The following is a 14,802-nucleotide window of genomic DNA, read 5'->3' as shown; positions in this document are numbered from 1 at the left end:
CCCCCCCCGCCGGGGGGGGGGGGCCCCCCGCCCCCCCCCCCCCCCCCCACGCCCGTACCCACGGAGCCGCCATGTACGGATGCTGCACACCCGGCAACACCCAGGCCCCCCTGCTCACCCTCGCGCTGCCGCCCGCCGCGCCACCGCCCGCGACGGCACCGCCCTCGCGGGTGGCCCGGCAGCTGCTCGCCCTGCCCGGTGGACGCTTCCTCATGGGCACCGACGACCCGGAGGGCTTCCCCGCGGACGCGGAGGGGCCGGTCCGGGAGGTGGTCGTGGAGCCCTTCCGCATCGCGGCCACGGCCGTGACCAACGCGCAGTTCGCCACCTTCGTCAAGGCGACCGGCCACGTCACCGAGGCCGAAAGCTTCGGCTTCTCCTTCACCTTCGGCGCCTTCCTCGCCGACCGTATCGCCGACGTCTCCCCACCGGTGGCGGCGGTCCCCTGGTGGCGGGCCGTCGAGGGGGCCAGCTGGCAGCACCCCGAGGGGCCCGGCTCACACATCACCGACCGGCAGAACCACCCCGTCGTCCACGTCTCCTGGAACGACGCCCAGGCGTACTGCGCCTGGTCCGGCACCCGCCTGCCCTCCGAGGCCGAGTGGGAGTACGCGGCCCGCGGCGGACTGGAGCAACGCCGCTACCCGTGGGGTGACGAGCTCACGCCCGGCGGGCAGCGCATGTGCAACATCTGGCAGGGCGACTTCCCCCACCTCCCCGCCGGCGGCCACGCGGGCACCGCGCCCGTGAAGTCCTTCCGCCCCAACGGCTTCGGGCTCTACAACACGGTCGGCAACGTCTGGGAGTGGTGCGCGGACCGGTTCACCCCCGGTCAGGAGGGCTCCCGGGCGATGCGCGGCGGCTCCTACCTGTGCCACGACTCCTACTGCAACCGCTACCGGGTGGCCGCCCGCAGCTCCAACACGCCCGACAGCTCGACCGGCAACATCGGCTTCCGCGTGGCCGCCGACGCCCGGTAGCACCCGCAGCCCTACGGTCCGCAGCCCTACGGCCGGCCCGCCGCGGGTCCCGGCCCCGCCCGCGGCGACGGCGCGGACGTCCTCCACGTGCGGCGACTTCTGGCGGATGCTCCAATGGGGATACGACTGCGTCCGGTCACGCCCGCCGAGGGGCGACGCAGGTGGGGGCGGTTGCGGTCACGTCTCCCGGCTGTGTGGAGTGGAGTGGTCATGAGCGACGATTTCGAGGACATGGGACCCGTCGACTATCTGGTCATCGAGTTCCCCGGCAACCGTATGACGGGCGAGGCGTTTCCCCTGCTCCTCGACCTGGTCGACAGAGGCATCGTCCGCATTCTCGATCTTCTGTTCGTCAGGAAGGACGCCGACGGCAGTGTCGTCGCTCTGGAACTGAAGGAACTGGACACCGCGGGGGAGTTCGACGTCTCCGTCTTCGAGGGATCCTCGTCCGGACTGCTCGGGCAGGACGACCTCGACGAGGCGGGGGCCGCCCTCCAGCCGGGCAACTCGGCCGGGATCCTGATCTACGAGAACCTCTGGGCCGCCCCCCTCGCGCGGACCCTGCGGCGCCAGGGCGCGCAGCTCGTGGCCGGCGGACGCATTCCCGTCCAGGCCATCCTCGCCTCGCTCGACGCCTTGGACGCGGACGCCGGCGGAGCCGCCGCCTGACACCCCCACCGGGGGAGCACCATCCACTCGAACGCGGCCAAGGAGGCCCGACATGCCAGGACTTCTTCGAGGGGTAGCGCGCACCGCGGTGGTGGCCGGTACGGCGACCGCGGTCTCCAACCGGGTCTCGCGGCGCCAGGCGGGCCGCTGGGCCCAGCAGGACGCGGCGGCGGCCGAACAGTACGCGCCGCCACCACCGGCTCCGGCGCCCGCGGCCCCCACGGCGGGCGACGACATGAGCAGCAAGATCGCTCAGCTGAAGGAGCTCGGCCAGCTGAAGGAGCAGGGCGTGCTCACCGAGGAGGAGTTCGCCGCCCAGAAGAGCAGGCTCCTCGCCCTCTGACACCCGCTGAGCTTCGTCCTCCGACCGAGCTCTTCGAGCTCGCCGGTCGTCTTCCCCAGGGACGGGCTCGGTACGGCCGCCCGGCGCGGGTCGTACCGAGCCCGTTTCCACGCGGGTCGTACCGAGCCCGATTCCGCGCGGGTCGTACCGAGCCCGTTTCCACGCGGGCCGTACCGAGCCCGTTTCCACGCGGGCCGTACCGAGCCCGTCCCCGCGCCCGAACGGCTCAGCCCGGGATGCCGTGCGCTCCCATGTCGACGGAAATGGACACGGAGATCTGTCCTTGAAGGACGATGACGTGACCATGGAGGACGCATGGCAAGAGCGCTGCGGAGTGTGGCGTCGGCGGTACTGATCGTCCTCGCCTGCATCCTCGTCCCCGTCAGCGTCCTCACGGTGTGGGTGCACGACATCGTCCTCGACACGGACCGCTACGTCGCGACCATGAAACCGCTCGCCGACGACCCGGCGATCGAGGCCGCGGCGCACAACCGGATCGTGCACGCCGTGGACGTACGGGTCGACGGCAAGGAGGTCACCGCCGAGATCGCGGCCTGGCTGCAGTCGCAGGGCCTGCCGCCGCGCGCGGCCAAGGCCGTCAGGGGGCTCGCCCCGCAGCTGGACGCCGCCGTGAACGCGGCCGCGGACAAGGTGGCCACCCGGTTCGTCGAGAGCGACCGCTTCGAGAAGGTGTGGGTCACCGCCAACCGGGCCGCCCACACGGCCGTGGTCCATGCCCTGACCGGCAAGGGCCGGGGAGCGATCGGCGTCGACGAGGGCACCGTCACCCTCGACGTCGGGGCGGCCGTGGAGCGGGTCAAGCAGGAGCTGGTGGACGCGGGCCTGGAGCCGGCGGAGAAGATCCCGGACGTCGACAAGCAGATGGTGCTCTTCCAGTCCGACAAGCTGGAACGCGTGCAGGGCGCCGCGCACGCCCTGGACGTCGTCGGCAACTGGCTGCCCGTTCTCACGGTCGTGCTCGCCGCCGCGGGCGTGTTCCTCGCCCACCGGCGCCGACGCGCCCTGGCCAAGACGGCCCTGGGCGCGGCCTTCGCGTGTCTGGTCGTGGCCATCGCGCTCGTCGTCGCCCGCCGCTACTACCTGGACCACCTGCCACCACAGGTGCAGTCCGAGGCGGCCGCGGCGGCCGTCTTCGACCACCTCCTGCACTTCCTGCGGATCGCGCTGCGCACCGCGATCGTGCTCGGCGTCGTCATCGCCCTCGGCGCCTACTTCGTCGGCCCCGGCCGACTGGCCCGCGCCACGCGCTCCACCGCCGAGCGCGGCGCCGACTCGGCGGCCGGCTGGTGGGGCGGCCACGGGATCGACACCGGCCCCGTGGGCACCTGGACCGAGGCCCACCGCAAGTGGCTGACCCTCGGCGCCGTCCTGCTCGTCGCCCTTCTGTTCGCCCTGTGGAACCACCCCACGGTCCTCACGATCCTGCTCCTCGTCCTCATCCTGCTCGCGGTGCTCGCGGTGATCGCCCTGCTGGCCGCCGACGGCCGCGGCAGGGAGCGGCGACGGCATCCGGACGTGGTCTGAGCGGGGAAGGCCGGCTCAGGAGGTCAGCTGGTGGATGCTTCTCGCCACCAGGAACAGCCCCACCACCACGGTCACGCCCACGAGCGCCTGGTTCTGGTGCGTATGGAGCCAGGTCCGCAGCCTCCCGAGCCGGACGCGGGCCGAGTCGGGCGCGAACAGCGCGTAGAGCTCCATCGCCAGCAGGCTGCTCGTGGCGAGGACGCAGTACGCCACCAGGGCGGCGTAGGAGGAGCTACGGGAGAGGTCGGCGCTCACCACCGTCGCCGCACCGGCCGCCACGAGACCCCAGGGCTGGAGCAGCGGACCGAGCCCCGCCGCGGTCCACACGGAGATCCGGTCGAGCCGCGCCGACATCCTGCCGGGGGGCTTCTCGCGCCGCTCGGTCCGCGTAGCCGCCTTGTGCCGGTACCAGCCGTACGCGACCAGCCCCAGGCCGATGGCGAGCTTGACGGCGGAAGAGGCGGTGGAGGGAGGGGACTTCGGGGCGGGCGGCTTGCCGCCGGTGGTGATCAGCACGGCGACGAGGACGGCCACGAAGCAGGCGAGCCAGGAGAGGATGAAGGCGAGGCCCTTCCAGATCCCGCGATCCGCCGAGAGCACCAGCACGAACGCGGTCACCGAGAGCGGGAACACGGCGATTCCCAGCCCGATGATCACCAGGTCAAGCGTCATCGCGGCCCCCGCACGGCCCCGCGGGCCCGGTCTCCGGGCCGCTCTCGCTCATGGCCTTATCTTCACCGTCCCGCCAGGACCCCACAAATCGTCGAGGGCGGCGCCCGGCCAGGGCGGGACGGGCCCCACGATCCCGGGTCCGGAGCCTTCTCCGAGGGCGGTTTCACCCGTTCGGTCGCGGTCGCGCCGCCGTTACGAGCCGGGCGGTCGCCCGGGCGGCACGCTGGCACCATGCAGCGAGCGACAAGGGGCGGAGGGCGCCGCGCCGACCGCGGGTCACGCCGCGACCGGCGGCGCGAGCGGCGCCGGCGGTCCGAAGCCTCGTTGCGGTCCCGGGTGACGACGCGGATGCGGTCACGGCTCGCGAAGCTGGGAACCCGCGTGAAGGAGCTGCGGACCGGCACCGAGGAACGGTTCCCGCTGATCACGCACCTCATGTCGCACCTGATCTCGGTGAACGTGTTCGACTCGGCCACCCGGCTGGCCGCCCAGACCTTCCTCACGGCGGTGCCGCTGCTGTTCGTGGTCGCCTCGATCGCCCCGCCGGAGCTGCGCGACCAGTTCGTCAGCTCTTTGCAGGCCGTCTTCGGCCTGACCGGGAGCGCGGGGACCGAACTGGGCAAGGCCCTCCAGGGCACCGGCCACCCCTCCGACGAGCTGCGGCAGACCACCGGCGTCGTCAGCGGGCTGATGGTGCTCATCTCGGCCACCGCGTGCAGCCGCGCCATGCAACGCCTGTGCGAGCGCGCCTGGAGCCTGCGGGGCGCGAGCGCGCGGGTGGCGGCCTGGCGCTGGGTCGCCTGGCTCGGGGCCTGGATGGTCATGGTCGGCGCGCAAGGCAGCCTGCACAGCGGCTTCGGGCTGGGCCTGTGGCTGGGCTTTCCGCTCCTGCTGCTCGCGGAGGTCGGCATGTGGTGGTGGACGCAGCACCTGCTGCTGACCGCACGCGTGCCGTGGCCGCCGCTGCTGCCGGGCGCGCTGCTCACCGGCGTCGCCCTGACCGTCCTCACGTCGACCGCGTCGCTCTACGTTCCGGTGGCCCTCAACCGGAGCCTGGACAAGTACGGCTCCCTGGGCGCGGTCTTCACCCTGCTGAGCTGGCTCATCGCGCTCTGCGTGGTCGTGACCCTGTGCGTCACCGCCGGCGCCGTCATCGCCCGCGAACCGTGGGCGGCCCGCCGCCTGGGCTCACCCGTGCCGTCCGACGACGGGTCGCCGGGCGGGCCGGGGCCGAACAGCTCGGCAGCGGACTGACCGCCGGGGGAGGGGCAGCGGCGGGCTGACCACCCCGGCACGGCGCCCGACGGCCATGGCACCGCACGGCGCCGCATAGCCACGGCGCCGTAGCGGTGCACCGGTTACGGCGCAGCGCCGCGGCACCGCACGGCTGCCACACCGTTACGGGCGGCGCCGCGACGGCACCGTTACGGCCGGTCCCGCGACGGCACTGTGCCGTGACGACACCGCTACGGGCGGCCCCGTGACGGCACCGCTATGGGCGGCCCCGTGACGGCACCGCCACGGGTGGCCCCGCGACGGCATCGTTACGGGTGGCCCCGTCACGGCGCCGCCCCGCGCTACGCCTGCGGCGCCGACCTGCGGCGCTCACCTCGGGTCGACGAGCGGTCGCCGGCGTTGCCGCCGGCCGTCGACGCCCGGCGGCCCGAGCCCCGGGAGGGCTTGCCCGCGGCGGCGGACCGGCTCGAAGCCGTCGCGTCCCCGCCCCGACGGTCGGGGCCGCGGCCACCCGTGCCGGCGGCGGCACCGGTGGCACTCGTGGCCTTGCCGGCCCCGGTGCGGCGGCCAGGGGTACGCCCCTGGCCCGCGGAAGACCGCTCGGCCCCGGTCGCCCCGGCCGCCCCGGTCCGGCGGCCCGAGCCGCGCTCGGTCGTGCCGCGCTCGGTCCTGCCCCGCTCGGCTGCGCCGCGCTCGGTCCTGCCGCGCTCCCGCGTGCCGGTGGGGGCCGCCGCGTCCGTCGTCGCCGCGCCGCCGCTCCTGCGGCGCCGGCCGGATCGCGTGCCGGGCTCGGTGCCCGCCTTCCGCTCCCGGCGGGGCGCCGGCGGTGCCGGCTGGACGACCTCGACGGTCACGGGAACGCCGGAGGGCTCGCGAGCGCCGGTGATCTCGGCCAGCTCCGCGTCGCTCGACGTGAGGCGGGCCGTCCGGGGGCGGATGCCCGCGTCGGACATGATCTTGTTGACCTCCCGCTTCTGGTCCGGCAGGACCAGGGTGACCACGCTGCCGCTGCCGCCGGCGCGGGCCGTGCGGCCGCCCCGGTGCAGGTAGTCCTTGTGGTCCGTGGGGGGATCCACGTTCACGACGAGGTCGAGGTCGTCCACGTGGATGCCCCGGGCCGCCACGTTGGTCGCCACCAGCGCGGTGACCAGGCCGCTCTTGAACTGTTCCAGGGTGCGGTTGCGCTGCGGCTGGCTCCGGCCTCCGTGCAGGGCGGCGGCGCGGACGCCGACCGAGAGGAGCCGCTTGGCGAGCCGGTCGGCGGACCTCTTCGTGTCGAGGAAGAGGATGACCCGGCCGTCACGGGCCGCGATGCGGGTGGTGACGGCCTTCTTGTCGGTCTCGTCCAGCAGGTGGAGCACGTGGTGCTCCATCGTGGTCACGGCCCCCGCGGACAGGTCCACGGAGTGGACCACGGGGTCGGTGAGGAACCGCTGCACGAGGCGGTCGATGTTGGCGTCCAGGGTGGCCGAGAAGAGCATGCGCTGGCCGTCCGGCCGCACCTGCTGGATCAGCTTGGTGACCTGGGGAAGGAAGCCCATGTCGGTCATCTGGTCGGCCTCGTCCAGCACCGTGATGCGCACCTGGTCGAGCACGCAGTCCCCGCGTTCCACGAGGTCGTTGAGTCTGCCCGGGCTCGCCACGAGCACCTCGGCGCCGCGGCGGAGCGCGGCGGCCTGCTTGGTGATGGACAGCCCGCCGACCACCGTGGCCAGCCGGAGGTGCACGGCCGTGGCGTAGGGCGTGAGCGCGTCCGTGACCTGCTGGGCGAGTTCCCGGGTGGGCACCAGCACGAGGGCCAGGGGTGCCTTGGGCTCGGCGCGCAGGCCGGCGGTACGGGCCAGCAGCGCAAGCCCGAACGCGAGGGTCTTCCCGGAGCCGGTACGGCCCCGGCCCAGCAGGTCGCGGCCGGCCAGCGAGTTGGGCAGCGTGGCGGCCTGGATGGGGAACGGCGTGGTGACGCCCTGCGCGACGAGGGTCTTCAGCAGGCCTGAGGGCAGGTCCATGTCCGCGAAGTCCTCGACGGCGGGAAGGGCCGGCGTCGTGTTTTCCGGCAGCCGGAACTCCCTCGGTGACGACGGGGCCGGTGACGGCGACGAGGAACGCCGGCTCGACTTCTGGGGCCTACGGGACATGCGGTGGTCCGCCTTCCTGGAAACAGCGCAAACCGGGGTCCGCACCATGACGGTGCGGACCCCGGTGAGTGGATACGCGTGTGGCGATCAGGCGGGGATGATGTTCTCGGCCTGCGGGCCCTTCTGGCCCTGCGTCACGTCGAAGGAAACCCGCTGCCCCTCCTGGAGCTCACGGAAGCCCTGGGTGGCGATGTTCGAGTAGTGGGCGAAGACGTCCGGGCCGCCGCCGTCCTGCTCGATGAAGCCGAAGCCCTTTTCGGAATTGAACCACTTGACGGTTCCCTGTGCCATGATCTTCTCCTTCTGTAGGCAGAGGCCCCATCCGGAGATGCCGGAAACAAAATATGCGCCTGAGGAAGCATTCCTGTCAGGCGCACATAGGTTCATGGGTACCGCAACTGCAACTCTGGAAACCATAGCACGGCTCGGCGGGGGCGCGTCCGGCACCGACCTCCTGCCGAGTGCGCGCCGAAGGAGCTGACGAGATGACCGCAGGACGCCTGCTCATGGCCCATGACCGCCCGGCGACGCGCTGGCGGAACGGTGGCGGGGTGACCCGGGAGGTGGCCGCCGGTCCCGCCGACGCGGGCCTGGCGGACTTCGCCTGGCGGGTGAGCCTCGCCGACGTCGCGAGCGGCGGTCCCTTCTCCTCCTTCCCGGGGGTGGACCGGATCATCACGGTCGTGGACGGGCCGGGGATGGAGCTGACCGTCGACGGGGTCCCGCACACCGTCGACGCCCCGTACGAGCCCTTCTCCTTCTCCGGCGACGCCGTCACGGACTGCCGGCTGCTGGGCGGCCCGCTCGTCGACTTCAACGTGATGACGCGCCGCGCCGCCGCGACCGCGCAGGTGCGCGTGACGCGTGAGAACTTCTCCGTCGTCCCGCGGAGCGGGGCCCTGACTCTGGTGATCGCGCTCGCGGGCACGGCGACCGTCGCCGGGTCCGGGGTCACCCTCGGCCGGTACGACGCCGTCCTCTTCTCCGACGACGAGGCCGCCGATCTCCGCGTGGACGGCGTGACGGCCGCCGTCACCGTGACGCCGACGCGGGGCTGACGCCGCGGGCCGCGGCCCCCGGGTCCGCTCGCGCCATGGAGCGCGTGCCACGCGCAGTTCAGACAGTGCGTCGCAGCGGTGGCCGGAACAGCTCGGCCCGCACCCCGGCCCCGTGCACGACCGAACCACTTCTCGTCCTTGCGCAGCAGCACGTTGGCGTAGATGAGCGAGCCGCCGCCGAGGCCGCTGGAGACGACTTGCTCCAGCCCGCGGCAGGACCAGATGTCGAACCGTCCGTGCAGACCCTCGCTCGGGTCCCAGAAGTTGCGGCCATGACCGCGGGTCTCCGGGGGAAGCCGCCGGGCGGGTACGGCTTGCCGCGCTCCAAGGCGACGACGGACCGGCCGCCGGCGGCGAGCCGGTACGCGGCGACGGAGCCGCCGGAGCCCGAGCCGACCACGACGAGGTCGACCTCTTCGTCGCATTCCGGTGTGCGGTGGCGCCGTTCGTGCATCATCGGCGATCCCCTTACGGGCGAAAGCAAGAATTCCGCCCCGAATGGGACGCTGAGGTCTGCCGGGTCGCGGCACCAAGCGAACGGCGTGTCCGGGGGAGCGCCACGCGGTCGACGGCGGTGCCGAACGGGGCCCGGGCCCCCGCCCGTCCCGGGCGGCTGCTCGGGGACGGGGGCGCCCGTTGAACTATCTTGGGCGGCAAGGAGACGAGAAGGAGGCACCCCGTGCCATCTGGGCAGCAGGCGCGCGCACAGGCGGCCGCGATCACGCCGGGCAGACGCTCGTCGGAACCGGAGGCGGCCACCCCCGCCGAGCGGGTGCGGGCGCTCTTCGGCGGACACCGGCTGTCCCCCGCGCAGCGGCGCATCGCCCAGTTCCTGATCGACCACCTCACCGAGGCCGCGTTCCTGTCGATCACCGAGCTCGCGGAGCGCGTGGGCGTCAGTCAGCCGTCCGTGACCCGGTTCGCCGCGTCGCTGGGGTTCAGCGGCTACCCCGCGCTCCGGGAGGCCCTGCAGCCCATCGCGCTCAGCGCGGTCGCCGGCGTGCCGGACGAGGGGGAGGCGGAGGGGCGGCTGCGCAACGAGCTCCAGTCGGCGGTCGACGCCGAGATCGAGAACCTGACGGCCCTGCGGCGCGTGTTCGCCGACCCGGACCGGATCCTCGACATCGGCCGTGAGCTGGCCCGATCCGTGCCGCTCACCGTCCTCGGCCTGCGGATCTCGGTCTCCCTGGCCGAGTACTTCGCGTACGCCGCGCGCCGCATCCACCCGGACGTCCGGGTGGTGACGCGCGGTGGCAGCGTCGCCTACGACGGGCTGCTGCAGGCGCGGGAGGCGGGCGGCACCTGGGTGCTGGCCTTCGCGATGCCCCGCCACGCCAAGGAGACCCTCGCCGTCGTCAGGGCCGCCCGTGCCGCCGGCCTGCGCGTCGCGCTGATCACCGATCTGGCGCTCGGCCCGCTCGTCGACGAGGCGGACGTCGTCTTCACCGCGGGCACCGGCTCCCGGCTCGTCTTCGACTCGTACGCGGCGCCGGGGGTGCTGTCGGCGGCCATCCTCCAGGCGATGGCGGACGCGGATCCGGAGCGTACGCAGCTGCGGCTGGAGAAGTACGAGCAGGCGGCCGAGCAGCACGCCTTCTTCCTGGACGAGTGAGCCGAGGCCGGTGCCCCGGCCGCCCACGGCCCGCCCTGAACCGCGGGAGAGGGGCGGGCGGTTTCGTACCGCCCAGTAGCATGAAAATTTTCATTCTCTTGCTTTCTCGACAGTAAGTATATTTACTGAAGAGGCCCCCACGGGCCCGAACAGAACATCGACAGGTCGCCCCCTCCTCCTCGGACGACCCTCGTGTTTGAACGGCATGACCGCGCCCCACGCGGTTGCACCCCGGCGGCTCCGGTCAACCCCTGGACCGGAGCCGCCGCACATTTGCGCACCGGGCTGTCAGACCCGTGGAAGAGAATCCGGCGCATGCCCACACGATCCGACATGGCTCTCGAACTCCACCTCGACGCGATCCTCTCGACCGCGACGGCGGACACCGTCAAGGACGCGGTCGGCGCGGCCCTGCGCCACGTGCGGTCCGGAACGGGAGGGAGGCGCAAGGGCGGGCGGCGGCTGACCGAGCTCCTCGCCGGAGCGCGACGCTCGGCGGCGACGGCGGAGGAGTGGGAGGTCGTACGGTCCCTGCAGGACGCCCTCCACTACACCGAGGGGCGGCTTCTGAGGCCCGACTACGAGGAGAAGTACCGGCTGCACCTCTTCGACCGCGGCCCGCGTGACCATGCGGAGCTCGAGACCATCGCCCGGACCGTCGCCATGATGAACGAGTTCTGGTGCCACGAGGCCGAGAAGTATTTGGGTGAGCGTCCGCAGGCCACCGTGGCCGAGGTCCTGGACCACGTGCGGACGCTCGGACACGACGCCCGCTACATGCAGGCCCCGGTCGACGACCCGGCTCGCTACCACATTCCCCGCGGGATCGCCGAGCGCGCGCTGTGGACCGAGCGCGTGCTGAGGAACCGCGTCGAGGTGACCGATCCGGCGGGGGCCGCCCGCCGGATCATGTCGTCGCCGGAGGCCCTGGCGGTCCTCGCGGGGGACGAGGACGGGCGTACGGTCCTGCGCGCGGCGGAGCTGCAGCGCAGGGCCGGGCAGCTCCAGGAACTGCGCCGCCTGGCCGAAGACCCGGTCGCCTCCGAACACGCTCTGCAGAGGGCGCTGAAGGGGATGTACTGGGTGTTCGGCGGACGTTTCATCGGTGAGGCCCAGCAGCGGAGGCTGGTGCCCGGGGACGAGGTCGACATCCCGCTGATCCGTGCCGACGGCTCGCTCCACATAGTCGAGTTGAAGCAGGCCGCGGCGGTGAGACTGGTGAAGGAGCACCGGGGCGCCTGGGTGCCGAGGCGAGAGGTGCACGACGCCGTCGCCCAGGCCGTCAACTACCTCGTCGGCCTTGACGAGAACCGGGACCGCATAGGGCGGGAGTTCGGCGTCGACACCCGTCGCGCCAGTGCCACCGTCCTCGTCGGTCATCCGCTGGGCCAGCCGGAGGTCGACGAGAAGGAGATCAACGACGCGCTCCGGATCCACGCCTCGCACCTGAACCGGATCGAGATCCTCACCTACAAGGAGCTCATCGACGGCGCGGAACGGGCCCTCGCGGCCGGCGAGGTGATCTAGGGCCCGTCCGCCGGGTCAGGCCGACCGGGGCCGAGCCCGCGCGCCCCCGTCGGGGCCGGGACCGGGGGGCAGGCGCGCGGGCGGGGGCAGCTCACTCGGCCGCTCGGGCGGCCGCGGGGGCCAGGGCGTCCTGCAGGAGGACGCGGGGGGTGCCCGAGCCGTCGGACGGGACGGTCCAGACGTCGTCGGAGTTCGCGCGGGTGTCGGCGGGCAGGGCGTAGGCCAGGGTGCGGTCGTCGAGCCAGATCGCCTGGTCGTCGACGCTGCGCCGCTCGGCGAGTGGGGTGGACTTCAAGGTCCGCAGGTCCAGGACGTGTTCGCGCCACAGCGCGGACGTTCCGAGCACGCGCTTCTTGTACGCGACGCGGGTGCCGTCCGGAGAGAGGGACGGGCACTCGACGTTGCGGGTGAGGGTGGTGACGGAGCGGGCCGCGAGCGAGCCGCGGACCAGGTACGTCTCCTCGCCCGTGCTCAGGGTGGCGTAGAAGGTGTCGTCGTCCTTCGCGAAGGTCACCCCCCAGAAGTTGACGTCCTTGTTCCGGTACGGCCGGCCGTCCAGGACGATCGCGAACTCCTCCAGGTTCGGGACCAGTTTCCAGCCGCGGGTGTCGAGGATCGCGGTACGGGTCGAGAAGAAGGCGGAGCCGTACGACTCGCCCTTCACGAACACGGTCCAGGCGGCCAGCCGGCCGCTGGGCGAGACCCGCGCCCGGCTCGGGATGCCCGCGAGCGCGTACGTCTCGCGGACCCGCAGGTCCGCGTCGAGGATCTGCGCGCGGTAGGCCGGGCGCCCCAGCACGGTCGTGGACTGGAGGCAGACGCCGGTGCCGGCCGCGGAGTGGAAGCGCAGACAGCTCACGTCGGAGGCGGTGCGGGTCGCGGCCGCCGCGGTCGCGGCCGGGACCGACACCAGACGGTCCCGGTGCGGACCCGCCGCCGTGTTGCGGAAGACCAGCCGGCCCGGCTTGTCCAGCCGCACCCTGCCGCTCGCGAAGGCCGGGCCGCCCGCCCGCGGCTTGTTCTCCTCGGCGGCCCGGTCGGCGGCCGACAACACGGCCCAGGCCCCCACGCCCCCGAGGAGCAGAAGCCCCGCGGCGAAAATCAGCAGGCGGCGCAGCGGGGTGAGGGTCATCGCGGATCTCCCGTGGGGCGCAGGGCGGCACCGGCGACGGCCGCGCAGCAGGCGAGGCCGGCGGCCGCCGCGGCGAGCGCGGGGCCGTCGCCCCACGTGGCCCACGCGGCGCCGAAGGCCAGGGAACAGCAGAAGCGGGCGAGCGCCTGGCCGGTGCCGACCAGGGCGATGCCGCTCGCCCGCAGTCGCTCGGGCACCACCGCGGCCACCGCGGCGGGCAGCACGCCGTCCGTGGCGGCGTAGAAGACGCCGTGCAGCACCAGGACCAGGTACGGCAGGGCCGGGGTGGCGGGCGCCCAGAGCAGCAACGCGTACGCGAGCAGCAGCCCGGCGTGCCCCGCCAGGAACACCGCCCGCCGCCCCACCCGGTCCGCGAGCCGCCCGGCCGGCAGCGCGAGCAGCAGGAACACCGTCGCCGTGCCCAGCGGGAGGAGCGGGAACAGCTGCTCGTCGATCCCCGTGCGGCGCTGCACCAGCAGGTACAGGAACGCGTCGCTGACCGTCGTCAGGCCGAGCAGCACCGCGCACCCGAACAGCGCCCGCAGCCGCCGCGTCCGCAGCAGCCCGAACGCCGCCCGCAGATCCACCCGCAGATCCGCCTGCGGCGGCGCGTGAGGAGCCGCGTGAGGGGTCGCGAGCGGGGCCGCCGAGTCGAGCGCGGGGGTCGGCGCCGTCGCGGGGTCCCGGAGCGCGGCGTCCGGGCCCGCGGCCTGCGCTGCCGGCGCCGCCGCCCTCTTCCCGCCCGGTACGAAGAGCAGCAGCACCAGCACCCCCAGCGCCGCCACGCACCCGCTGACCGCGAACACCGCGTCGTAACCCCCGGCCGCCACACCCAGGATGAGGAAGGCGAGGACGGGGCCGAGCAGGGCCCCGGTGGTGTCCATCGCCCGGTGCACGCCGAAGGCCCGGCCCTGCCGGTCCGGCGGGGCGGACAGCGAGATCAGGGCGTCGCGCGGGGCGGTGCGCAGGCCCTTGCCCGTACGGTCCAGGGCCAGCGCCGCACCCAGCGCGCCCATGTTGTGGACGAGCAGCAGGGGCCGGCACAGCGCCGACAGGCCGTACCCGATCCCGGCGATCAGCTTGTGGTTCCGCACCCGGTCGGCGAGATGGCCGCCGGTGAGCTGCACCAGGGCGCTCACGCCGTTCTGCACGCCGTCGAGCATCCCGAAGCCCAGCGGACTGAGCCCGAGACCCATGACCAGGTACAGGGGCAGCACGGCGGTGACCATCTCGCTGGAGACGTCGGTGATCAGGCTGACCGTGCCGAGCGCCAGGACGGTCGGGGAGACCGCCCGCACCGTGCCGCGGACGCGGTCCGGCGCGGAACTGGGCGTCCCTTGCGGTGAGGAGCGGTCGGCCAGGTACACGGTCCAGGACTCCAGCCTCGTCGAGCGGGTGAACGCGCGCCCACTGTAACCGCTGGAGGCCCGTCGGAAGGTCGCGATCGGTGCGGCTTCGCGACCGCTTGGCACCAATTCCGCGAAAGGCCTCATCGTCACCGTGTTGTGCGCCTATCTTCCCGTTGTACGCTGCGAGTTGAGCACAACGTTCGCGCTGTGCGCTGGGGGTGTTCGTGGGGGGTTTCACCGGCGGGAGGCCGAGGCGTAGACGCCTCGACGCCGACTGTCCGTCTCATCATGTTCGACTTGCCCGGGTTCGTGACACCCGGGACCGATCGCGCGCCGGCCTGCCCGAGATCCGGGCATCCGCCGGATAGGCGCGCCGACGCGCAGGGCGGCATCCCTCGGGGGTGCCGCGGTTCCGTCCCGCGCCGCGCCGCGCTGCCCGCAATCCGGCGTCGCACGACACCCCGTCGTAGTCCCGCACCACAACAGCCGGCCCCACAGCCGGCCGATCAGCCAGCCGATCCGGACCAGCCGCTCTGGTCCGGGA

At 73.4% G+C, this 14,802-nt stretch carries 13 protein-coding genes; 8 read left to right on the top strand and 5 right to left on the bottom strand.

Features of this window, described 5'->3' with window-relative positions; all coding sequences use genetic code 11:
* Nucleotides 1-71 precede the first annotated feature (71 nt).
* From ACIGXE_RS13825 to ACIGXE_RS13810, 4 genes are all read left to right on the top strand, one after another.
* On the top strand, nt 72-980 hold the full coding sequence (locus tag ACIGXE_RS13825) for a formylglycine-generating enzyme family protein (protein WP_399746794.1): 909 nt from the start codon (nt 72-74) through the stop codon (nt 978-980).
* 210 nt (nt 981-1,190) lie between these two features.
* Nucleotides 1,191-1,649, top strand: a complete 459-nt coding sequence (locus tag ACIGXE_RS13820) for a DUF6325 family protein (protein ID WP_399746792.1) — start codon at nt 1,191-1,193, stop codon at nt 1,647-1,649.
* Nucleotides 1,650-1,701: 52 nt separating this feature from the next.
* Complete coding sequence (locus tag ACIGXE_RS13815) at nt 1,702-1,992, top strand: SHOCT domain-containing protein (protein WP_399746790.1); 291 nt, start codon at nt 1,702-1,704, stop codon at nt 1,990-1,992.
* A 315-nt stretch (nt 1,993-2,307) separates the two neighbouring features.
* Nucleotides 2,308-3,537 carry a hypothetical protein gene (locus ACIGXE_RS13810; protein WP_399746788.1) on the top strand — a complete coding sequence of 410 codons (1,230 nt, stop codon included), beginning with the start codon at nt 2,308-2,310 and terminating at the stop codon, nt 3,535-3,537.
* 15 nt (nt 3,538-3,552) lie between these two features.
* Here the strand turns inward: ACIGXE_RS13810 and ACIGXE_RS13805 are convergent, their stop codons facing one another.
* Entirely contained in the window at nt 3,553-4,209 is a 657-nt protein-coding gene (locus ACIGXE_RS13805) for a GAP family protein (RefSeq protein ID WP_399746786.1), read from the bottom strand.
* A gap of 381 nt (nt 4,210-4,590) precedes the next feature.
* Here ACIGXE_RS13805 and ACIGXE_RS13800 point away from each other — a divergent pair, with 381 nt between their 5' ends.
* A complete protein-coding gene (locus ACIGXE_RS13800) occupies nt 4,591-5,463 on the top strand; it encodes a YhjD/YihY/BrkB family envelope integrity protein (RefSeq protein WP_399746784.1) in 873 nt (290 codons plus the stop codon).
* A 323-nt stretch (nt 5,464-5,786) separates the two neighbouring features.
* Here ACIGXE_RS13800 and ACIGXE_RS13795 read toward each other — a convergent pair whose 3' ends face one another.
* Both ACIGXE_RS13795 and ACIGXE_RS13790 read right to left on the bottom strand, forming a co-directional pair.
* A complete protein-coding gene (locus ACIGXE_RS13795; RefSeq protein WP_399746782.1) occupies nt 5,787-7,580 on the bottom strand; it encodes a DEAD/DEAH box helicase in 1,794 nt (597 codons plus the stop codon).
* An 87-nt stretch (nt 7,581-7,667) separates the two neighbouring features.
* Nucleotides 7,668-7,871 carry a cold-shock protein gene (locus ACIGXE_RS13790; RefSeq protein WP_399746780.1) on the bottom strand — a complete coding sequence of 68 codons (204 nt, stop codon included), beginning with the start codon at nt 7,869-7,871 and terminating at the stop codon, nt 7,668-7,670.
* Nucleotides 7,872-8,065: 194 nt separating this feature from the next.
* Here ACIGXE_RS13790 and ACIGXE_RS13785 point away from each other — a divergent pair, with 194 nt between their 5' ends.
* From ACIGXE_RS13785 to ACIGXE_RS13775, 3 genes are all read left to right on the top strand, one after another.
* Nucleotides 8,066-8,638: a HutD family protein gene (locus ACIGXE_RS13785; RefSeq protein ID WP_399746778.1), complete on the top strand. Its 573-nt coding sequence runs from the start codon at nt 8,066-8,068 to the stop codon at nt 8,636-8,638.
* 679 nt (nt 8,639-9,317) lie between these two features.
* The gene (locus ACIGXE_RS13780) at nt 9,318-10,250 is read left to right on the top strand and encodes a MurR/RpiR family transcriptional regulator (protein WP_399746776.1); all 933 of its coding nucleotides are present in this window, start codon (nt 9,318-9,320) and stop codon (nt 10,248-10,250) included.
* Between the two features lie 315 nt (nt 10,251-10,565).
* Entirely contained in the window at nt 10,566-11,777 is a 1,212-nt protein-coding gene (locus ACIGXE_RS13775) for a Shedu anti-phage system protein SduA domain-containing protein (protein ID WP_399746774.1), read from the top strand.
* 91 nt (nt 11,778-11,868) lie between these two features.
* Here the strand turns inward: ACIGXE_RS13775 and ACIGXE_RS13770 are convergent, their stop codons facing one another.
* Both ACIGXE_RS13770 and ACIGXE_RS13765 read right to left on the bottom strand, forming a co-directional pair.
* A complete protein-coding gene (locus ACIGXE_RS13770) occupies nt 11,869-12,909 on the bottom strand; it encodes a TolB-like translocation protein (RefSeq protein ID WP_399746772.1) in 1,041 nt (346 codons plus the stop codon).
* Nucleotides 12,906-14,276: an MFS transporter gene (locus tag ACIGXE_RS13765; protein WP_399746771.1), complete on the bottom strand. Its 1,371-nt coding sequence runs from the start codon at nt 14,274-14,276 to the stop codon at nt 12,906-12,908. Before ACIGXE_RS13765 ends, ACIGXE_RS13770 begins: the two co-directional genes overlap by 4 nt.
* Between the last annotated feature and the right edge of the window lie 526 nt (nt 14,277-14,802).

The sequence above is a fragment of the Streptomyces sp. NPDC053431 genome, assembly GCF_044544925.1.
GTDB lineage: Bacteria > Actinomycetota > Actinomycetes > Streptomycetales > Streptomycetaceae > Streptomyces.
This window is presented reverse-complemented; position numbering and strand designations above follow the sequence as displayed.